The following is a 19,436-nucleotide window of genomic DNA, read 5'->3' as shown; positions in this document are numbered from 1 at the left end:
GGCGTCGGAATCGGTAACCCAAGATGAACGACGCTCCGGCCGTCCATCTTCCAGTCACTCTGCCGGGGGACCACAAGCGATCGCCCCGGACTTTTATCGCCTGCCGCTTAGCGGATACCGGACCCTGCCAGTGCATCCGGCGCCCACTGCGCCTTCGACAGCGACTCGATGTACTTGATGCCGCCGTACGCGCCCGTGATGCCGTTGATGTTGTAGGAGCCGCCCACCAGGTCGTAAATCATGAAAGGTGTGACATCGGGGATCTTTTTGTCGTAGCTCTGGCTGAGGAAGGCGAAGGAGCCCCGGTAGAGCTTGCCGCTCGAGTCATACTGGTCGGAGGCCAAAGCGATCCAGCTGTCTTCATCCAGGTACATGCGGCGCTTCTGATAGATGTGGCGCGAACCGGATTTGAGCGTGCCCTCCACCACCCAGACGCGGTGCTTCTCCCAGCGCACATAGTCAGGAGCGATGTGGTTGGGGGTCGTCAGCTGCTTGGCGTCCACCGCGTAGGTCAGCTTGTAGGTGTTGTACGGCACCACCATTTCCTGTTTGCCCACCAGCTTCCATTCGAAGCGGTCCAGTGCACCGTTGAACACGAATACATCGTCGTAGGTACCGGCACCGCCTGTACCGGGGTTAGGCGTGTCATAGGCCAGGTCCGGCGCCAGCTTCACGCGGCGCTGGCCAGGCAAGTACTGCCAGCTGCGGCGTGGCTGCGCCAAGGGGTTGGCCGTATCCTTGAGCATGATGGCCTCGCCCGCACGGCGCGCGGGACCGGTGTAATACAGCTTCATCTGAAAGAACACGTCAGTGCTGTTGAACGGCTTCGACATGTCGTCGTAGATCGGGTAGTTCGAGAACGACAGCGCCGTGGTGGACAGTGTCGGTACGCCCGCGGAATCGACGTTCCAGGAGTCATACTTGACGTTGCGATTGCCCCCTACGCGCAGCAGGTGGTTCCACATGGCTTCACTGCCCGAGGTCGGGACCGGAAACGGCACGCCGGGCAGCAGGTTATCGATGGACAGGCCGCCATCGAGGGCCTTGGTACCGGTGGCATTTTTCACGCTGTTGTCCAGCACCGCCTGAGGCAGGGCGACAGTGCGGTGGGTCGGATACACATTGATGTGGAAAGTGGGATAGCGCTTGGCAAGCTCTGCCGTGGTGGCCGTCAATTGGCCCTTGTACTTGTCGAGGTTCTTGCCATCGATGACAAACAGCGGCTTCTCGCTGGCAAAGGGGTCCGGACGCATGCCGTCGCCCGCCTTGAAACTGGCTGGGGGGGTAGTCAGCCCGCCTGTGTAGGCTGGAATCGAACCATCGGCATTAGCCGCCATCTCCGCGCCCACGTTGGTCAGGCTGGTGCCCAGCTTGGCGGCTTCCTGAGCCGATACGGCCGCTTGGGCCTGACCGGCAATGACGGCCGCCAGGGAAGCTGCCAGCATGCTATTTAGGAATTTCATCTGAATTCTCTCCACTTTGTTGTTGTAATCCGGGTGTCAATCAGAAGGTGGTTTTGAACGAGGCCGTGATCATCCCGCGGTCCTTCAGCAGCGGCGCCAGGCCTGCCTGGGAAGTGATCTGGCCGGGAATGCAGCGGTACTGCCCACCACTGCCGGGGGTGTTATTGTCAAATCCGGTTTCACAGGTATTGAAAGGACCAAAAGAATCGACGTACTTCAGGTCGAACTTGTACTTTTGATAGACGTCCGCGGCGACGCCGATGGAGTAGCTACCGGTGTCCTCGCTGCCACCCAGCTGGACGGCCGAGTTGCCCTTGAGGCCGACGTTGTAGGACATGGGCATGGACATATCGACGCCCGGGAATACCTGGAACCAGGTCGGGGTGAAGTTGGTCGCGATGGAGTAGGCATTGGTGTCGACTTTGTCGACCCCGTGGTAGCTGGAGTTGCCCTTGAAGGACTGCTTGCCCTTGTCGACGCTGACCAGGTGGGTCATCGATCCTTCGACAGCCAACGAGGAGGAGTCCCACAATGGCGTATTGCCAAAGCTCACGATGCCATTGAGTACCACGTGGAAAGTCTTGCCACGGGCCGTTCCGGTGTCACCTTTGCCCGGCATGGCACCGATCAGGTTGTCGCCGTTGACCAGACCCTGATCGGCCTGCCCCCTCAAGGTCGGGTTGACGGTGGTGAAGTTGCTCAGCAGCGGCATGTTCTCGCGATAGTTCACATCGAGACCGACGCTGACCGGGCCCACACCCTTGGACAGACTGATGCCATAGATGTCGATGTCATCGGCATAAGCGGCCAGGTATTCAGCGCCGGCGAGTCCCGGCAGGCCTGGCGTTTGCAGGTTGGGCGCATTGACGAGCACCACCGGCATCGGGTCCGACGTGTTGCGGTAGTAGAAGCCCAGGGTGCCGTCCAGCCATTCCGGGCTCCACTTGGCCATCAGCCCGAAGTCGCCGGCGTTGTGCGGCTTGACGTCATGCCCGCGCGGGGTACCGTAAAAAGCACCGGCCCCGTTGAGCGCCGTCGGTACCGGCAGCCAGAACACGTCCCCGCCTTCACCGAACATGTCGTAGCCGCCCATGTAAGTCCCACCCTCGGGCAGACGGGTGTTGCGGAACTCCAGGAAATACTGCGCGCCCAGGGTCAGCTCGGGATTGACCGTGAACGACATGGACAGCTGGTTGCGCGGCAGGAACAGCTCCTTGGTTTCGGTTCCCGGCACGTTGTACAGCTTGGCCAGGTCCAGGGCCGACTGACCGTAGTTGATGCCGTTGGCCGCGTTGAACAGGGTCTCGCCCCAGAACATGTTGTGCCGGCCGAGCTTGGTGCTGAACATCGACTCCTCGCCGACCTCGGTGCTGTAGAACACGAAGGCATCGAGGATTTCACCGGAGGGGCCGTTGTAATAACGATCGGTGTAATTGCTCAGGCCATGCTTGCTTGCAGCGTGGCCATTCAGCGAGTCGCCAGGCTGAATCGATCCGGACTGACGCGCTGCCACCAGGTTACCCGCATTGCCCGCCTGCCCTGGAAACGGGTTGGAGTTGGAACCGACATTGTCATAGGCATGGTCATACCAACTCGCGGCACTGACACGAAAGCCCATTTTGCGTTGGTAGACCACATCGAGCTCGGTCAGCAGATCGACCCGCTGGGTCACTGCACTGCCGACACTGAAGTTTTTGTCGCCGTCGTTATAGTTGGAGGCGTTGGCAATCTTCGAGTTCTGGCCTTCCACCCGTTGACCGTAGCTGGTCTTGAGGGTGTTATCGAAGCGCACGGCCCAATCTTCACTGCCCGTGTCGAGTTCAAAGGCATGGGCAGCCGGCATGGAGGCGAGCAATATGGCGCTAGCGAGCAAGCTGAGACGCAGAGGACGGTGTCCTGTCGTGGTGTGCATTACGTTGTCTCCGTTTTTTGTTGTTTTTGTTTTTTGGTTCTAACAACGACTCGCATCCGGTCCTGGTACAGATGCGAGTTTCTTTCAGGTCGCTTTATTCAGGTGTTTGCACCCCGCGATCCAGCGTGCGGATGAAGTCTTGCGCCTGCGGCCACTCGCCGAATCCGGCTGCGGGATTGAGATGGCCGACTGCACCGAGGTTGACCAGTTCACTGCCCCAGTCACCGGCCATCCGGGTCACGGATTCGAGGCTCGCGAGGTGGTCGTTGGTACTGGCCGCGACGATCGAAGGGAACGGCAGTGGCCCTTTTGGCAGCGGATCCCAGCCATTGGCCCGCAGGCTTTCAGGAGTCGGATAAGCGGCAGGCCAGCTGGCCTCGAGGTTCGGCGGTGCGGCCAGCAAGGCGCCCTTGATCGGGCGGTCATGAAGGGCGGCCCAGTGCACCACCATCAGCACACCGGCACTGTGAGCCACCAGGATCACTGGACCGGAAATCTTCTCCAATTCGCGCTGGATCGCTTCCACGCGTGCCGCCAGGCTGAGCTTGTTCGCTTCCAGGGGTGGCACTGAGCGGACTTTGTCCAACTTGGCTTCCAGCAACGTTTGCCAATGCTCTGGCACATGATCGCGCAAGCCCGGAACTATCAATATCGTGGTGTCATTCATTGCGCTAATTCACCTTTGATCAATCCATCGAAAGGTCCGCCAATCGTTCGAACCCTCCAGCAGCACAGTAGGATTCGCCTTGTCGGAGCGCGTTACATTTAGCGTCAGCCACTTCCCTTTTGATGACAGCCCCGCAGAAATCGACCGTTTAGATTTTCCGCGCCAAGCTATTTTCATTTCACGACAAAGTCTCTATAAATGGCAGGCAGCTGCGACAGCAGGATCTCGGTTGTCACTAAATGGAATGAATGCACGCCATGACCATTCAAGCTCGAACCGCCGTACTGACCAATTACCAGGAAGTGGCTCGCCATCTAGGCCTGAACGCGAACGCTCTTTTGGCCGAGGTGGGCTTGACCTCTTCGCTCCTCAGCGATCCCGATCGACGCATCCCGGCCACTGCCAGCATCATCCTGCTGGAGAAGTCATCGCGCCTGAGCGGTTGTGAAACCTTCGGCCTGCGCATGGCTGAGCTGCGTCACATTTCGGACTTCGGTGAAGTGAGTCTGCTGCTCAGTCACCAGAATACGCTTCGCGACGCGCTGAAAGTGATCGTGCAGTACCGTCACCTGCTCAACGATTCACTGGCGATTTTCGTTGAGGAAACCGGCAAGACGGTGATCATTCGCGAGGAACTGGTCACCGAGATGGGCACGAACAATCGCCAATCCATCGAGTTGGCCGTTGCGCTGATGCACCGTTTTTGCTCCGCCCTGCTCGGCGCGCACTGGCACCCGATCAGTGTCTGTTTCACCCATGACGCTCCGGCGGACCTCTCCGTGCATCGACGGATCTTCGGCTGCAAAGTGGAGTTCGGCTGCGAGTTCAATGGCATCGTTTGTCCCGCCGCCAACCTCGACGCCACCAACCCCCTGGCCAATGAGGCCATGGCCCGACACGCGCAACGCTACCTCGATTCGTCGCTGATGGGAAAAAACGGCCAATCCCTGGCGTTAGACGTGCGCAAATCCATTTACCTGTTGCTCCCCATGGGCCACGCGACCATTGCGCAGATCGCCCAGAGCCACGGGATGAACGTGCGCACCCTGCAGCGCCGCCTGGACGAAGAAGGGGTCAGCTTCAGTGAGTTGATCAGCAGCGTGCGCCGCGACCTGGTGGTTCGCTACCTGGAGAACCCCGGGTACTCGCTGGGACGGATCGCCGACATGCTCGGCTACTCCATGCCCAATTCCTTCACTCGCTGGTTCATTTCCCAGTTCAACATGCCGCCCGCCGCCTGGCGCAGCGAACACAAGATCGTGCCGCGCAAAGACAGCTGATACGTGATCTGACCCAAAAAAAACGGCCGCCTGCTGTAACAGACGACCGCAAAAGGAGCGCATCCGGGGTACGACGCTTGACTCGCGCTTAAGCTGTGCGCGCAGGCGTGCTTCCCCCAATAGAGCGTCTGCCTACAAGCCCCAGTGCATCAGCAGCAGCACCAGAACGACGAGGAATACGGTCTCCCCCACCATCAGCAGGATGGGCTTGATGCCCACGGCGGCAAGCTCCTTGAGCTGGGTCTTCATGCCCAGGGCGCTGATGGCGATCACCAGGCACCAGCGCGACAGCTCGTTGGTAAAGCCCTGCACTGCCGGGACGATCCAGCCGGTACTGTTGACGCACGCGAGTATCAGGAAGCCCACGGCGAACCAGGGCAGCAACGGCGGTCGCTTGCCCGGCAGGTCGCCGCCCTGCATGCGGGACATCATCGCCGCGCAGACAATCACCGGCAGGAGCATGGCCACGCGCATCAACTTGACCACGGTGGCGGTATCGCCCGTCTCGGTAGACATGCCGTAGCCGGCACCCACGACCTGGGCAACGTCGTGGATGGTGGCACCGAGGAACACCCCTGCCTGCTGGGGATTGAGTTCGAGCCAGTTGGCGATCATCGGGTAAACGATCATGGCCATGGTCGACAGGGCCGACACGCCAATCACGGTGAACAGGGTGGCGCGTTCCTTCTGCGGATGATTGGGCAAGGCCGCCGCCAGTGCCAATGCCGCGGACGCACCGCAGATCGCCGTAGCGCCACCGGTGAGCATGCCGAACACCCGCTGGAACCCCATGGCCCTGGCCGCCACCATCGAGACGATAATGGTCACCGCGACCAGGGTCACGACCAGCACAACCGGTTTCCAGCCCAACGCCGCGATCTGCTCCAGGGTGATGCGCATCCCCAGCAGCGCCACCCCGATGCGCAACACGGTGCGCGCGGTGAACTCGATACCGGCCTTGCATTTGCCATCGCCAGACAGAAAGTTCAGCGCCATGCCGAGCAGCAGCGCGAACAGCATCACCGGCGCACCATAGTGCTCGGACAGGAAACTCGCCGCGGCAGCGACAATCAGGCTGACGATAAAACCGGGGGCCAGCTCACGCGCACGGCTGTGAACAGCGACCAGGGCAATGGCACTCATACGGCGGATTCCTTGGAAGCGATGACAATGAACACTTGGCCGTCGATCACTTCGACCGGATAGTTGGCAACCTTCACAGCGGTTGAATTGAGCATGTAGCCGCTGGCCAGGTCGAAGCGCAGGCCGTGGGCACAGCACTGGATCACCTTGCCCTCGAGGCGGCCTCCACAGAGTGAGGCCCCCTGATGCGGACAGCTGTCATCGATGGCGTAGAGCTGGCCTGCGACATTGAACAGCGCCAGGCTCCTGCCCTCGGGCTCGAACAGCGAGCGCATGCCAGGTGCCGGGACTTTCTCGGCCGGTACCGCGATGCGCAGGCTCATGCCGGACTCCCGGCCGCGTCCTGCGCAAGGGCTTGCTGCATCGCCTGCAACAGCACCTCGGCCGGCTGCGCGCCGGAGAGCGCCTGGCGACGGTTGAAGATGAAATAGGGCACGCCCCTGGCGCCCATCCCGCTGTCGTCGTAGGGGTTGCCAGCACCTTCCAGACAGTCGACGAGGGCCTCGCGCGGGTAACCGCAGGACTCGGCGATCGCCAGCAGCGTGGCACTGTCTCCCAGGTCCTTGCCTTGAGCAAAATAGGCGGCGAACAGCCGCTCCAGCAAGGCGTCACGCTGCGCCACGCTCCCCAGTTCAGAGGCGCGCTCCATCAGGCGATGGGCATCGGCGGTATTGGGCATCGTGTCGATGCCACTGAAGTCGATGCCCAGGCCTACGGTCGCCGCGGCCTGCCGGACTTGCGCCTGGCGCGCTTGCACCGCCTCGGCACTGCCCAGGCGCTGGCGGTAGAACTCGACAAAGGGCACGCCCTGCGCCGGCAGGTGCGGCAGCAGCTGCACGCCATGCCAGGCCAGCTCCAGCTCGACGTCCGGGTGGCTGCTGCGCAACGCCATGAGTGCGCGCTCGAGCTGACGCTTGCCGATCAGGCACCAGGGGCAGATGAAGTCGAAGAACGCATCGATACGCAATATCCCCGTCACGGCGACACCTCCATCACGGCTTTAGCGGGCGCTTCATCGACATCCTGACCCTGCACACGGGCAATGTCGTCCAGATAGTGACAGCGGATATAGAAGAACACCGCCGCCGCCGCGATGCTCATCAGCGGTATGAGCTGGAAGGCGCCGTGCAGGCCGATATGGTCGGACACCCTGCCGGTGAGGAAAGGTCCCGGGGCCAGGCCGAGCATATTATTGACCAGGGTCAGGGCGGCAAAAGCGGTGCCGTGCACTTTGTAGTGGGTCAGGTTGGCGATCGTGGCAATGATCGGGCCGTTGATGCCCGTCACGAACAGCATGGCCATGCCGATCAGTGCTAACTGGAGAGGGCCGACCGACTGAATCAAAGCCAGCGACATCAGCAGGCAGCTGCCCAGGCAGAACGCAATGGATATCTCGATCTTGCGCAACGGCGATTGACGGCTCAAGCGATCACTGAGCATGCCGCACATGATCGCCCCGCCACCGCAGCACAACACCATGACGCCCGCCACGACGCCGGCCTTGCCCTCGCCCATCCCGTAATAGCGATTGAAGTAGCTCGGCATCCACACAATCATGCTACCGGCAACGAACGTCTGCAGACCGCTGGCCACGTAAGCGGCGATCACCGAACGCGTGCCGTACAAGGTGCGCAGCGGACGCTTGACTGACGCTTTGATTTTGCTCCCGGCCGTGGCCAGGCGCTGCGGGGCAATACGGGCCTCCTTGACAACGAGCGGGTAAATCGCCGCCAGCACCAGGCCAAACAGCGCCATGCTGGCGAACGACCAACGCCAGCCCAGCTTGACGGCAATCGCCCCGCCCAGGGAGATGCCCAGCACCGAGCCAAACATGGCGCCTGCCATGAAGGCACTGGCGAGGGTCGCACGCATGTTCTTGGGAAATACCGAAACCACCACGGCGATGCCGACGCTGCCGTAAGCCGCCTCGCCGACGCCGACCATGAAGCGCGCGATCAACATCTCCTCGTAGTTCTGGGCCAGGGCGCAGCCCAAGGTGGCCAGGCTCCACAGCAAGGCCATCAGCGCCAGGCTCTTGACCCGGCCAAAGCGGTCGGCCAACAGCGACAGGGGGATGGTCAGCGTACCGACCATCAAGGCCACGATGCCGCTGAGCAGGCCGAGCTGGCCGTCGCTTAGAGCCCACTCGCCCTTGAGAATCGGGAACACGGCATTGAGTACCTGCCGTGACATATAATCTGAGATCAACAAGCCAAAGGTCAGTGCGAATACGGCCCATGCGTACTTGCGCGGAATGCCAACTGAAGTATCTTCTGCATCGTCCACAGTGCTGTGATAGGCCATGCTGCCTCCTCGGTGTCTGGCACCCGTCTTGTTATTGTTTTGGTCTTGCTCAACGCGTTTCAGGTGGGTCGGGGCAGGCTACCTTCAGCGGCCTGCCCCGCCCTCTGCATCACCCGCGTTGTGGTACGCCCTTCTGACCTGCCTTGCGGTTCGGCGCCAGGCCGTTGGCCAACAGGGTTTCTTCAATGGTCTCGTATTGCACACCGATGCGGTAGATGTCGCGCGCCTCTTTGCCGCTGGCGATCTCACGACCCAGCTCGTTGGCGATGCGCACCGTCTGCTTGACCTGCTCCACGGAAGAGAAACGCTTGCCGTGCTGATCGATAATGGTGTCTTCGTTACCGAGGCGCGGATGCAAGCCCATGGCCATGGCGATGGTGTTGAGTGGCAGCACGTTCTTGAGCAACGACTCGGCAGTCAAGGTGCAACCATCCGGTACGCGATTGATGAAGTTCATCAGGTTCATCGGGTTCGGGCCGTCGAAACCGCCACCGATGCCGATCCAGGTCAGGTTCATCGGGCCCTTGTAAACGCCCTTGCGCACCAGGCGCTCGAGGGTTTCGTAGGCATGGATGCCGGTCAGCTGGAAGTGCGGCTGGATATTGCTGGCCTGCAGGCGCTTGAGGTGCTCGGCGACAAAGGCTGGACCTGCCGGCACGGTCATTTCGGTATAGGCGGCATAGGTGGCCGGATCAAGCAGCGAGGTGCCTTCAATGCCTTCCGGAAACAGCAGCTCCGTGATGGTCATTTGAATGGTGTTGATGGCGATGGTGACCTGATCGGGCTTGGGCGTCAGATCCGCGAGCATGTGCCGGGTATCGTCGGACAGCCACAGCGCATCGGCGCCGTCGCCTTCAGGAGCAAAGGAAATCGAACCGCCGACCTGGATGATCATGTCCGGCACGGCTTCACGCACACCGGCGATCAGCTCGTTGAACTTGGACAGGCGCTTGGACCCTTTACCGTCCAGTTCACGCACGTGCAAGTGCAGTACGGTGGCGCCTGCTTCATAGCAGTCGACAGCCGCCTGCACGTGTTCGTCCATGGTCAGCGGAATGTCTTCCGGAAAGTCGCCAGGCATCCACTGGGGAGCGTAAGGGGCGACGGTAATCACCACTTTTTCCATGGTGTCCGGGTGCAGGGAATCGTCGAAAAACTGCATGATTATCTCCTATTTTTGTTTTTGCCTGCCCGACAGGCTGTACGGAGCAGGCTTTTGCTTGGGTGCAGGTGAGGTTGCTCAGTAGGTCTTTTCGCCCATGATCGTGGCACGCTCCATCTTGCGATGGCAGGGTGGGTAATCCATCACGGCGTAATGCTGGGTGCTGCGGTTGTCCCAGATGGCGATGCTGTTAGGCTTCCAGCGCCAGCGCACCTGATACTCCGGAATGTGGGCCTGGCTGGTCAGGTGACGCAGTAGCTCGGACGAGCCCTGGGTGTAATCCTGGCCGACACGCACACGCGCGGCTGTGTGGAAGTTGGTGAAGTGAGTCGTGAACGAGTTGACGAACAGCACCTTCTCGCCAGTCTCTGGATGAGTGCGCACCACTGGGTGCTCCGCGTCCGGGTACTGGGCCTTGAGCGCCAGGCGCCGTTCGATCGGCATCGCCGCACCGAAGGTCGCCTCGATGCTATGACGGGCACGAAGGCCTTCGATCTTCGCTTTTATCTCGTCCGGCAGGTGCTTGTAAGCCTCCACCATATTGGCCCACATGGTGTCACCACCGACAGGCGGGCACTCCAGGCAACGCAGCACGCTGCCCAGCGGTGGCGCCTCGCGCCAGGTGGCGTCGGTGTGCCAGGAGTTCTCGTAACGGTCGATCGGGCTGTCCGGGTTCTTGTAGACCTGGACCAAGCCTGGGTGATCCGGGTGGCTGCCGATGACCGGGTGATCCTCCAACTCGCCGAAGCGGCGGGCAAAAGCCACGTGTTCAGCGCGACTGATGTCCTGGTCGCGCAGGAACAGCACGCGATGCTTGAGCAATAGGGCGCGGATCTCGGCGAACAGATCCGTGTCATGAATGGCATCGGCAAGATTGACGCCAATCAGCTCTGCGCCAATGCTGCAGGTAAGTTGTTCGACTTGCATGGCGGCAGACCTCCTTAGATGACGAAGATCGATGAGCCAGTGGTCTTGCGCGACTCCAGATCACGGTGCGCCTGCACGGCGTCCTGCAAGCTGTAGTGCTGGTTGATCTCGATCTTGATCTTGCCGCTGCCGACCAGGCCGAAAATCTCACCGGCCAGATCGGCCTTCTCTGCCGGATCGGCGATGTAATCGGCCAGGGCCGGACGCGTCATGAACAGCGAGCCTTTCATCGCCAGTTGTGCTGGACTGAAAGGCGGGATCGGACCGGATGCAGTACCGACGCAGACCATCAGGCCACGACGCTTGAGAGAGTCCAGCGAGCCCTCGAACGTGCTCTTGCCAACGCTGTCGAACACCACGTTGACGCCGACACCGTCAGTCAATTCACGCACGCGCTTGGCGACATCCTCGTGGCTGTAATTGATCACATGATCGCAACCATGAGCACGGGCGAGCTCAGCCTTGGCCTCGCTGGACACGGTGCCGATCACGTTCAGGCCCTGTAGCTTGGCCCACTGCGAGACAATCAGGCCGACACCACCGGCAGCGGCGTGCAGCAGGATGCTGTCACCGGCCTTGAAGTCATAGATGCGACGCATCAGGTACGCCGAGGTAAGCCCGCGCATGGTCATGGCCGCCGCGGTCTCGAAGGAGATACTTTCCGGCAGCTTGATCAAGGGTGCAGCCGGGATCAGGCGCTCAGTGCTGTAGGCGCCGAGGGTGTTGATAAAGCCGGTATAGGTGACCCGATCCCCGACCACCACATTGGTCACGCCCTCGCCCACTGCCGCCACCACACCGGCGGCTTCCACACCCATGCCATTGGGCATCGGGATCGGGTAAGTGCCATTGCGAAAGTAGGTGTCGGCATAGTTGAGGCCGACAGCTACGTGGCGAAGCCGCACTTCACCAGGACCTGGGTCGCCGACCTCTACCTCTTCAAAGCGAAGAACCTCGGGACCACCGGCTTCATAAAATCGTACGACTTGGGCCATGCTTTTTTTCTCCAATCAGCGTTCTGGGTGCACTACGGCGTTTACGTTGATTGGAATGTAAGCTGCAGGCTGTCCGGGCGCGTCTCATCAAACGACAACGCCATCACATTTGATGACAGCGGCTGACGCCAAGGGGTGACTCTACTGATCTCTCTTTGACACGCGCCAACAGAACCTGCAGCGGATGGAGCACCGTCGCACCGTCCTGACGCTTGACCTGGCTGCGGCAAGAATAGCCATCGGCGACGACTCGCCCCGATTGGTTGAACTTCTGAATGAGCAGCTTCCAGGATTGCCCATAGATCGTGTCCGACGTCTTGGCGTTTCGCGTCTCATGCCCGTAGGTTCCCGACATCCCGCAGCAGCCGCTGGCTTGCACCTGAAGCGTCAGGCCCATACGCTCAAAAATCTTCTGCCATTGGCCGATGCTGCCTGGCTCATTGGTTTTTTCCGTACAGTGCGCCAGGAAGTGGTAAGGCTCGCCCTCCTTCACTGCTTCACCTTGCGGCAGCGCATTGATCAGCCACTCCTGCGCCAGCATCACCAGGGGAGCCTTGCCGGCTTGCAGTGTCTTGGCGTATTCCTGTCGATAGACCAGGGTCATCGCCGGGTCGAGCCCCACCAATGGAATCCGATACTGCTGGAGGCTGAGTAAAGACTGTCCATTGAAGCGGGCAGCTTTCTCGAATGCCTTGAGAAAGCCCTGCACCTGAAGCGGTTTGCCATTAGGCGCGTACGGAGCCAGGTAGACCCTGTAACCCAGCCTTGAGATCAGCTCCACCCAGTCAACGAGCAACGGGGTTTCAAAAAAGCGGGTAAAGGCGTCCTGAACCAGGATGACGCTTTTGCCACGCTGCGCATCTGAAAGAGCAGCCAGGCGCTCCGGTGTTGCGACCTCGACGTTCCACCGCCGGCAAACAGCCGCAAAATCCACCAGGCTGAGTAGAGGGCTGTCGACCATCCCGGCTGTTCGCTCGAGCATCCAGCGAACCGGTCGAGCGCTCATCACGAAGTTATAAAGGCGCGGCATCCTGGCGATGTAGGGCACCGTGTATTCCAACGAACCGATCAGGTAGTCCTTGAGGGGGCGCAAATACCGGCTGTGATAAAGCTCAAGAAAGCGCGATCGGAACTCCGGCACATTGACTTTGACAGGACATTGGCCTGCGCAGGATTTGCAGGCCAGGCAACCTGTCATCGCTTCGTAGACTTCGTGGGAGAAATCCTGTTGGCCCAGCTTCTGGGCGAGGCTGTTTACGGCGCGACGTGCCACATTCTGTGGTGCCGCGCACTCCTGTAGCCGATCACTTGCAGCTAGAACATCAACGCCCTGCTCCCCCTGCAATCTGAGCCATTCGCGTATCAGTGAAGCTCGGCCTTTGGGAGAGTGAATTCGATTACGCGTGGCCTTCCAGGACGGGCACATGGCGTCATCAGGATCGAAGTTGTAGCAGGCGCCATTGCCATTGCACTGAACTGCCGTGTCGTAGCTTTGCCAGACACGCTCATCGATGGTCCGGTCCAGGTCGCCGCGCAACTGCACTTCGTCAACGCGTGTCAGCCGAGCGCCAGGGACCGTTTTCGGCGTGGCGATCTTGCCCGGATTGAGTTGGTTGCAAGGATCGAAGGCCGCCTTGAGCGCTTGCAGGGCCGGGTACAAATCACCGAAGTAATCCGGCACATACTGCGATCTCAAGCCCTTGCCATGCTCGCCCCACAACAACCCTCCATGTTTCTGGGTCAAGGCAGCGACCGCATCGGAAATCGGCCGGATCAGGGCTGCCTGGACAGGATCTTTCATGTCGAGGATCGGGCGCACATGCAGTACACCGGCGTCGACGTGGCCGAACATTCCGTACTGCAAGTCATGGCTATCCAGCAGCGTTCGAAATTCCTGAATGAAGTCGGCAAGGTTTTCGGGAGGAACCGCGGTGTCCTCGACAAAAGGCTGCGGCCTGGCCTCTCCTTTGACGTTGCCCAACAACCCCACCGCTCGCTTGCGCATCGCATAGACACGCTTGAGCGCATCGGCGCCGATCGCCAGCGTGTGCCCCAACCGCACGACAGACGTATCGCGCTGCAGGTGCAGGACGAATTCATGAACTTGCTGCTGAACAACCGCTTCATCGTCACCGCTGAACTCAACCAGGTTGATCCCCAGCGTCGGTGTATCAGGATCTTCAGGGAAATATTGGGCGACGCCATGCCAGACAATATCCTGCATCGCCAGCATCAGCACTTTGGAATCCACGGTCTCGATCGACAGTGGCTTCATTTCCATCAAAGCCTTGGCATCACGCAATGCGTCCATGAATCCGGCGTAACGCACGTTGACCAGGATGGAGTATCCGGGAATAGGCAGGACGTTTAACTTTGCCTCAACGATGAACCCAAGCGACCCTTCAGAACCGCAAAGAACACTGTTCAGGTTGAAGCGTCCGTCCGCTTCGCGCAGGTGTGCCAGGTCATAGCCAGTCAGGCAGCGATTGAGTTTGGGGAAGGTGTCCTTGATCAAATCAGCGTGGGTGTCGGCGATATCCAGTGCGCACTTGTAAACTTCACCCACCCGATCCTTGCGGCTGGTCAGCGCAGGCAAATGCTCGGCGCCGACAGCCGAGCTGTTGAGACGATCACCGCCAAGCAATACCGTCGAAAGCTCGAGCACGTGATCGCGAGTCTTGCCATAGGTACAGCTGCCCTGACCGCTGGCATCGGTGTTGATCATTCCACCAATGGTTGCGCGATTCGACGTCGAGAGTTCTGGAGCAAAGAACAAACCGTGCGGTTTGAGTGCCGCGTTCAGCTGATCCTTGACCACACCGCTCTGCACTCTGACCCAGCGCTGCTCGACGTTGATTTCCAGGATGTCGTTCAGATGGCGGGACAGATCCACGACCACCCCATCGGTGAGCGATTGCCCATTGGTGCCCGTACCTCCCCCTCGTGGCGTGAGCACTACCGCACTGTGCGCGGGTTCTGCGACCAGTCGTGACAAGATCGCCACATCCTGTTCATCAAGCGGGAACACCGCTGCCTGGGGCAGACGCTGGTATATGGAATTGTCGGTGGCCAATACCGTCCGGGCGCCATGGTTGCGGGCAATCTCTCCTTGGAACCCCGCCACCGGGAGGGCGTCGAGAAACGCGTCATAGGCGGTTTTCTGGGTATCAGGAGGCGACAGCCGGGCAATCATGATGGAATTCCTACAGGCTAAAAAGCTAATCTATGCATTCGCATTACGTATGCTCTGCACAAGGCACACCGAGCAGCTGCATAGGGTTTTGATGATTGTTGCGGCTATTCAGGCTTGGAACAAACGTAATTCCTGTTGGCTTTGCATGAGCTTTATGAATGAACCCTAGAAGACTCACCCCCTCGATGTCGCTGTTGGTCGCCTTTGAGGCGGCCGCACGCCATTGCAGCTTCACCAAGGCTGCAGAAGAACTGGCATTGACTCAAAGTGCCGTCAGCCGCCAGGTACAAACCCTGGAGGCCCAACTTGAAATCGAGCTCTTCAGACGTAACGGCCGAAAGATTGAATTGACGGCGGCCGGCGCGGTTTATCAACACGAATTGGCGGCGGCATTGGGTCGCATTCGAAGCGCAACATTGCAGACCATTTCGTACAAGAATGACGGTGGCCCATTGAATCTGGCGGTACTGCCGACCCTGGGCTCGAAATGGCTGCTGCCACGGATGCATGAGTTCTACGCAAAACACCCGCAAATATTGGTTCACATACACTCCAGAATCATCCGGGAGGACGTGCAATCGTCCACTCACGACATGAATGCAATCATCTGCGCAGGTTCTGGAGACTGGCCAGGCTACATTTCACACAAGTTGCTCAGCGAAAGACTGGTAGTGGTTGCCAGTCCGGCAGCACTGCCCGAGTACCGTCGCATGTCACCGGCGAACGTTGCCGAGCATGCCTTGTTGAACGTCGTATCGAGGCCGAGCGCTTGGTCTGACTGGTTCGACCAGCATAACGTCGACCACACAAACATGCGTGCCGGCCCAAGCTTCGAGCTCACGGCTCACCTGATTCAAGCGGTGACAGCGGGGATCGGGATTGGCCTGATTCCAGAAATTCTTGTCCAGGATGAACTGAAGAATGGCGACCTCGTCGCATTGTTTGAACCGATGGAAAGCGGCCGCAGTTACTACCTGATTTACGCGAATCGATACCAGAACCTGCCGTCATTGAATGCCTTCAGTGCCTGGCTGCTATCGCTACCCTTTCCAGATGAATAAGAGGGGCCACAGGCGGCCCTGCTGGCTTGAGCATCACGAGTACGGCACGGACAGCGCAGATTCTGAACTAATGTGTATCGCAACCACCGCAATCCATTTTAACGACTAACATCCCCTCGTACGCAAAATGCCAGCACGGTTCAGGTAACGCGCGTTGCGCATCAGGGATCGACAGGCGAACCACGATTCATTTCAAACCCAATAGATCTGTAGGAGCTGTGATATGAACAAGCTGGGAGCGATCTTTCTTCTACTCGTGGCAGGTACTGCCCACTCTGCTGAACGCCTGACAACCGTTCAGGTGGCGGGACTCTCTGTTCCCGGTACCCAGGCGCTGGGGAAAGCTCAAGGATTCACAGAATGCGTTGATTACTACAACTACCTTTCGTGTACGCACAACAAGCCAATGGTCGTTTTTGGCGCAACGGCCAGCAGCGCGGAAATCACACTGGATGTCACAGACAACTTTTCCAGCGAAGCAGATCCTATGGGAAGCCCCAAGATCACGGGTGTGGCACTGGAGAAACTGACCTACCGATCCATTCGCCTGGAATTTCAACCGCAAGAGCGCCAGGCACTGGAAAAGGCATTGCGCGCTGATGGATGGTTCGCAGTAGGCAGCGATAAACGCGTCGAGTTTTATAAGGAGGGCGTACCCGCAACCTTCCGCGTCAACAGCGCCTATATCACGTTGAGTCCTGTCGATATCAACGAGGTCAGCAAAAGGGTTTCCAGGCTGGAGGCTTCCAACCATTCAAGCGCCACCCCGGATTTACCCGATCCGGCGCGGGCAATGCTGCGTGACTCAGAGCCTCGTGGCGCCGGCTCGGATCGCGCGCCTCGTTTTTAATCAGCGGCATTATCAGTCCCTCTAGAACACCCAAAGGCACGCAAGGCCAGCAGGTTCAGCCGTTGTGGCTTGTCGCTTGTCGACGACGCGGTGTTGGCCGCCTTGGGTCCGCCAGGTGCTCTTGTCCCGCCATCGAGCCAGGAGTGCCGCGAGGAGCTGTTGCCGATCTTCATGGAGCCCGTATCCGTGGCAAACACGGCCGGTACACATGCACCTCTCGGCGGTCAAAGCGTGCGCTTATAAAAAACTCGACTTACACTGCCACACTCCTGAGGGATCGATAGGTCCACGGCAATCCGGGCATCCCATATTGATCTGGGTAAAGCCAATATGAAAACGGTCACGGCCCTTTTCACCCGTCTGCTCGCTGCCAGTCTGTGCGCGGCGACGAGCACCTGTGCACAGGCTGCGCCCCCTTCTACCATGTTCAACACCCGCTTGGACTGCACCCAGGCCAGGGCAGCCGCCGAAAAACTCATCTGTCGCGATCCGCAGCTGGCGCAGATGGATGTCGAACTGACGCGCCTTTATCGCCTGGCACTCACGGATGAACGCTCGGTACCGCGTCCGGACAACGTCATGATCGACCAGCAGTACTGGATCGAGACCCGTAATCAGTGTGCGTCCGGACCAGAGCCCAAGGCGTGCATGATCCGCAGTTATGCCGAACGCGCGCACCAACTGCGTCAAGGCTCGGCCATTGTGCGAACCAGGGATCCGGACAGGCTCACCGAAGGCCCCCTGGCGTTTCGTTGTACCGGGTTAAACGCGCTGATCGCCGCCACCTTCTTTACCACGCAGCCAGGTGTCGTGTACCTGAAATGGGCGAACAGCTCGATCACCCTGAGCCAGGTGCAGAGTGATTCGGGAACCCGATACACTGGCAAGGATGCCCAGGGGAACTACAGTTTCTGGCAAGACGGCGATGCGGTCCTGTTCCAGAAGCCAGGCTCGGGGGAAATGAGTTGTTCGGCCGAACCGGTCGGCTGATGGGTCGAGTAGAGGCCGGGCAATTGGCGTGCTCGGCCTGGCGTAACGCGATGCATCGACAACGACTAAGCTGTGGCGATTGAACCTTGTATCCCAAGGAGATTCCCGTGAGCACCGCGCCCCTGTCCGAACTCGATGCCGCCCTGCCCGGCCTGGTCCGCAAGATCCGCGTTCTGGATGCCCTGTCCTGGCCGGATGGGGTCGAGGAAGTATTTCTGCAGCGTTGGCGCGCCGGGCATGCAGAACTGCCCAGGGTCGAGCTACGCCCGCGCGACCACAACGCCGACATCGTTGCCCTGCAAGCCTTTTCCGGCCGCTGTGACGAGGGGCATCCGGCCGGGCGTTACCTGGCGATGACCGCGAACAGCTATGCCACAGCCGGCCGCATGCTGGGTGCCATTGGCACACCCGCCTTTACTCAATATTCGTCAGCGCTGTACCGGCGCCCGGACTTCTACTACCCAGACCTGAACTTGAGCATGCTGGACGCGGCCCGGTTCTTCCTCAGTACCACTGATGCCTTGCTGGGCGGTGCGCGGATTCCACCGAGCCTGGCCGACATTCCGGCCGAGGCGTTCGCTGCCTGGATGCAGCCGGAACTGGATCGTTTCTTCGGCCCGGGCCGGATCACGGTGGTGCTCGATCCGACCCTGGCCGCCAAGGCCATCGCCGGGGCGAGCCGCATCCGCCTGCGTGCCGGCGCTCTGTTCTCGGAACTGGACAAGAACCAGCTTTTGCAGCACGAGGCCTTTGTGCATGTCGCCACGGCACAAAATGGCGCGCTGCAACCCAACCTGAAAAGCCTGGGCCTGGGGGCGCCACGCACGACCCAGACCCAGGAGGGCATCGCCACCCTGGCCGAGCTGTTCACCGGCAGCATGGACATCAACCGCCTGCGCCGCCTCGCCCTGCGCGTGCTCGCGGTCCAGCAGGCGCTGGAGGGTGCCGATTTCATTCAGGTTTTCGAAGGTTTTCTTGCTGCCGGTCAGTCCCAAGAGGAGTCCTTTCGTTCGACCCAACGGGTTTTCCGCGGCGCCGACCTGCACGGCGGTTCGGCATTCACCAAGGATGCCGCCTACCTGACCGGCTTGCTCGGCGTGCATACCCTGCTGCGCATTGCGATCCGCGACAACCGGCCGGAACTGGTGGGTCATCTGTTCGCCGGGCGCCTCAGCCTGGGTGACACCGTGCGCCTGGCCCCGCTCTTCGAGTCTGGCTGGCTCAAGGGGCCGGTCCACGTCCCGGATTGGGCCGCCGATCTGAGTCGGCTCGCCGCCAACCTGGCCTTCTCCGCCTTTATCACCCGGATCAAGCTGGATGTTCTCGATCTGGAGGTGTTCATGGCATTTGCAGATGAGCATGAAGCCGACGCCAGTGCCTCAATCCCTGGCGCGTTCTCATAATGAAAGCAATAACAAATGGCCAACAACCATACCCCGGCCGCGCTACGCAGGCGGGAGTCCGCTAGCCTCTATATCTATAGTGCAAA

At 60.1% G+C, this 19,436-nt stretch carries 16 protein-coding genes; 5 read left to right on the top strand and 11 right to left on the bottom strand.

Going from position 1 to position 19,436, the window contains the following annotated elements:
* Window positions 1–107 precede the first annotated feature (107 nt).
* From F8N80_RS07875 to F8N80_RS07865, 3 genes are all read right to left on the bottom strand, one after another.
* A complete protein-coding gene (locus F8N80_RS07875) occupies window positions 108–1,463 on the bottom strand; it encodes a DUF1329 domain-containing protein (protein ID WP_150783633.1) in 1,356 nt (451 codons plus the stop codon).
* A gap of 40 nt (window positions 1,464–1,503) precedes the next feature.
* Entirely contained in the window at window positions 1,504–3,375 is a 1,872-nt protein-coding gene (locus F8N80_RS07870; RefSeq protein ID WP_150783632.1) for a DUF1302 domain-containing protein, read from the bottom strand.
* 94 nt (window positions 3,376–3,469) lie between these two features.
* Window positions 3,470–4,042: an RBBP9/YdeN family alpha/beta hydrolase gene (locus F8N80_RS07865; protein ID WP_150783631.1), complete on the bottom strand. Its 573-nt coding sequence runs from the start codon at window positions 4,040–4,042 to the stop codon at window positions 3,470–3,472.
* 257 nt (window positions 4,043–4,299) lie between these two features.
* Here F8N80_RS07865 and F8N80_RS07860 point away from each other — a divergent pair, with 257 nt between their 5' ends.
* The gene (locus F8N80_RS07860) at window positions 4,300–5,322 is read left to right on the top strand and encodes an AraC family transcriptional regulator (protein ID WP_150747812.1); all 1,023 of its coding nucleotides are present in this window, start codon (window positions 4,300–4,302) and stop codon (window positions 5,320–5,322) included.
* Window positions 5,323–5,454: 132 nt separating this feature from the next.
* Here the strand turns inward: F8N80_RS07860 and F8N80_RS07855 are convergent, their stop codons facing one another.
* The 8 genes from F8N80_RS07855 to ydiJ form a co-directional block, all read right to left on the bottom strand.
* Entirely contained in the window at window positions 5,455–6,465 is a 1,011-nt protein-coding gene (locus F8N80_RS07855) for a YeiH family protein (protein WP_150747811.1), read from the bottom strand.
* Window positions 6,462–6,788, bottom strand: coding sequence for a Rieske (2Fe-2S) protein (locus F8N80_RS07850; protein ID WP_150747810.1), 327 nt, complete (start codon window positions 6,786–6,788; stop codon window positions 6,462–6,464). Before F8N80_RS07850 ends, F8N80_RS07855 begins: the two co-directional genes overlap by 4 nt.
* Window positions 6,785–7,444: a DsbA family oxidoreductase gene (locus tag F8N80_RS07845; RefSeq protein ID WP_150747809.1), complete on the bottom strand. Its 660-nt coding sequence runs from the start codon at window positions 7,442–7,444 to the stop codon at window positions 6,785–6,787. Before F8N80_RS07845 ends, F8N80_RS07850 begins: the two co-directional genes overlap by 4 nt.
* Window positions 7,441–8,769, bottom strand: coding sequence for an MFS transporter (locus tag F8N80_RS07840; protein ID WP_150747808.1), 1,329 nt, complete (start codon window positions 8,767–8,769; stop codon window positions 7,441–7,443). Before F8N80_RS07840 ends, F8N80_RS07845 begins: the two co-directional genes overlap by 4 nt.
* A gap of 109 nt (window positions 8,770–8,878) precedes the next feature.
* Entirely contained in the window at window positions 8,879–9,931 is a 1,053-nt protein-coding gene (locus F8N80_RS07835) for a 3-keto-5-aminohexanoate cleavage protein (RefSeq protein ID WP_150747807.1), read from the bottom strand.
* Window positions 9,932–10,009: 78 nt separating this feature from the next.
* Window positions 10,010–10,858 (bottom strand): TauD/TfdA dioxygenase family protein, encoded by an 849-nt coding sequence (locus tag F8N80_RS07830; protein WP_150747806.1) that lies wholly within the window; start codon window positions 10,856–10,858, stop codon window positions 10,010–10,012.
* Window positions 10,859–10,872: 14 nt separating this feature from the next.
* Window positions 10,873–11,853 carry a quinone oxidoreductase family protein gene (locus F8N80_RS07825; protein ID WP_150747805.1) on the bottom strand — a complete coding sequence of 327 codons (981 nt, stop codon included), beginning with the start codon at window positions 11,851–11,853 and terminating at the stop codon, window positions 10,873–10,875.
* A gap of 103 nt (window positions 11,854–11,956) precedes the next feature.
* Window positions 11,957–15,046, bottom strand: a complete 3,090-nt coding sequence (gene ydiJ / locus F8N80_RS07820) for a D-2-hydroxyglutarate dehydrogenase YdiJ (RefSeq protein ID WP_150783630.1) — start codon at window positions 15,044–15,046, stop codon at window positions 11,957–11,959.
* A 158-nt stretch (window positions 15,047–15,204) separates the two neighbouring features.
* Between ydiJ and F8N80_RS07815 the strand changes: the two genes are divergently transcribed.
* The 4 genes from F8N80_RS07815 to F8N80_RS07800 all read left to right on the top strand — a co-directional run bounded on the left by F8N80_RS07815 (window position 15,205) and on the right by F8N80_RS07800 (window position 19,350).
* On the top strand, window positions 15,205–16,107 hold the full coding sequence (locus F8N80_RS07815; protein ID WP_150783629.1) for a LysR substrate-binding domain-containing protein: 903 nt from the start codon (window positions 15,205–15,207) through the stop codon (window positions 16,105–16,107).
* Window positions 16,108–16,330: 223 nt separating this feature from the next.
* Window positions 16,331–16,957 (top strand): hypothetical protein, encoded by a 627-nt coding sequence (locus tag F8N80_RS07810; protein ID WP_150747802.1) that lies wholly within the window; start codon window positions 16,331–16,333, stop codon window positions 16,955–16,957.
* 330 nt (window positions 16,958–17,287) lie between these two features.
* The gene (locus F8N80_RS07805; protein ID WP_150747801.1) at window positions 17,288–17,947 is read left to right on the top strand and encodes an MliC family protein; all 660 of its coding nucleotides are present in this window, start codon (window positions 17,288–17,290) and stop codon (window positions 17,945–17,947) included.
* A gap of 107 nt (window positions 17,948–18,054) precedes the next feature.
* Window positions 18,055–19,350 carry a flavohemoglobin expression-modulating QEGLA motif protein gene (locus tag F8N80_RS07800; protein WP_150783628.1) on the top strand — a complete coding sequence of 432 codons (1,296 nt, stop codon included), beginning with the start codon at window positions 18,055–18,057 and terminating at the stop codon, window positions 19,348–19,350.
* Window positions 19,351–19,436 lie beyond the last annotated feature (86 nt).

It is taken from the genome of Pseudomonas fluorescens (assembly GCF_902497995.1).
GTDB classification, from domain to species: domain Bacteria; phylum Pseudomonadota; class Gammaproteobacteria; order Pseudomonadales; family Pseudomonadaceae; genus Aquipseudomonas; species Aquipseudomonas fluorescens_BK.
The sequence above is the reverse complement of the archived record's forward strand: the minus strand, read 5'-3'. Positions and strand labels throughout refer to the sequence as shown.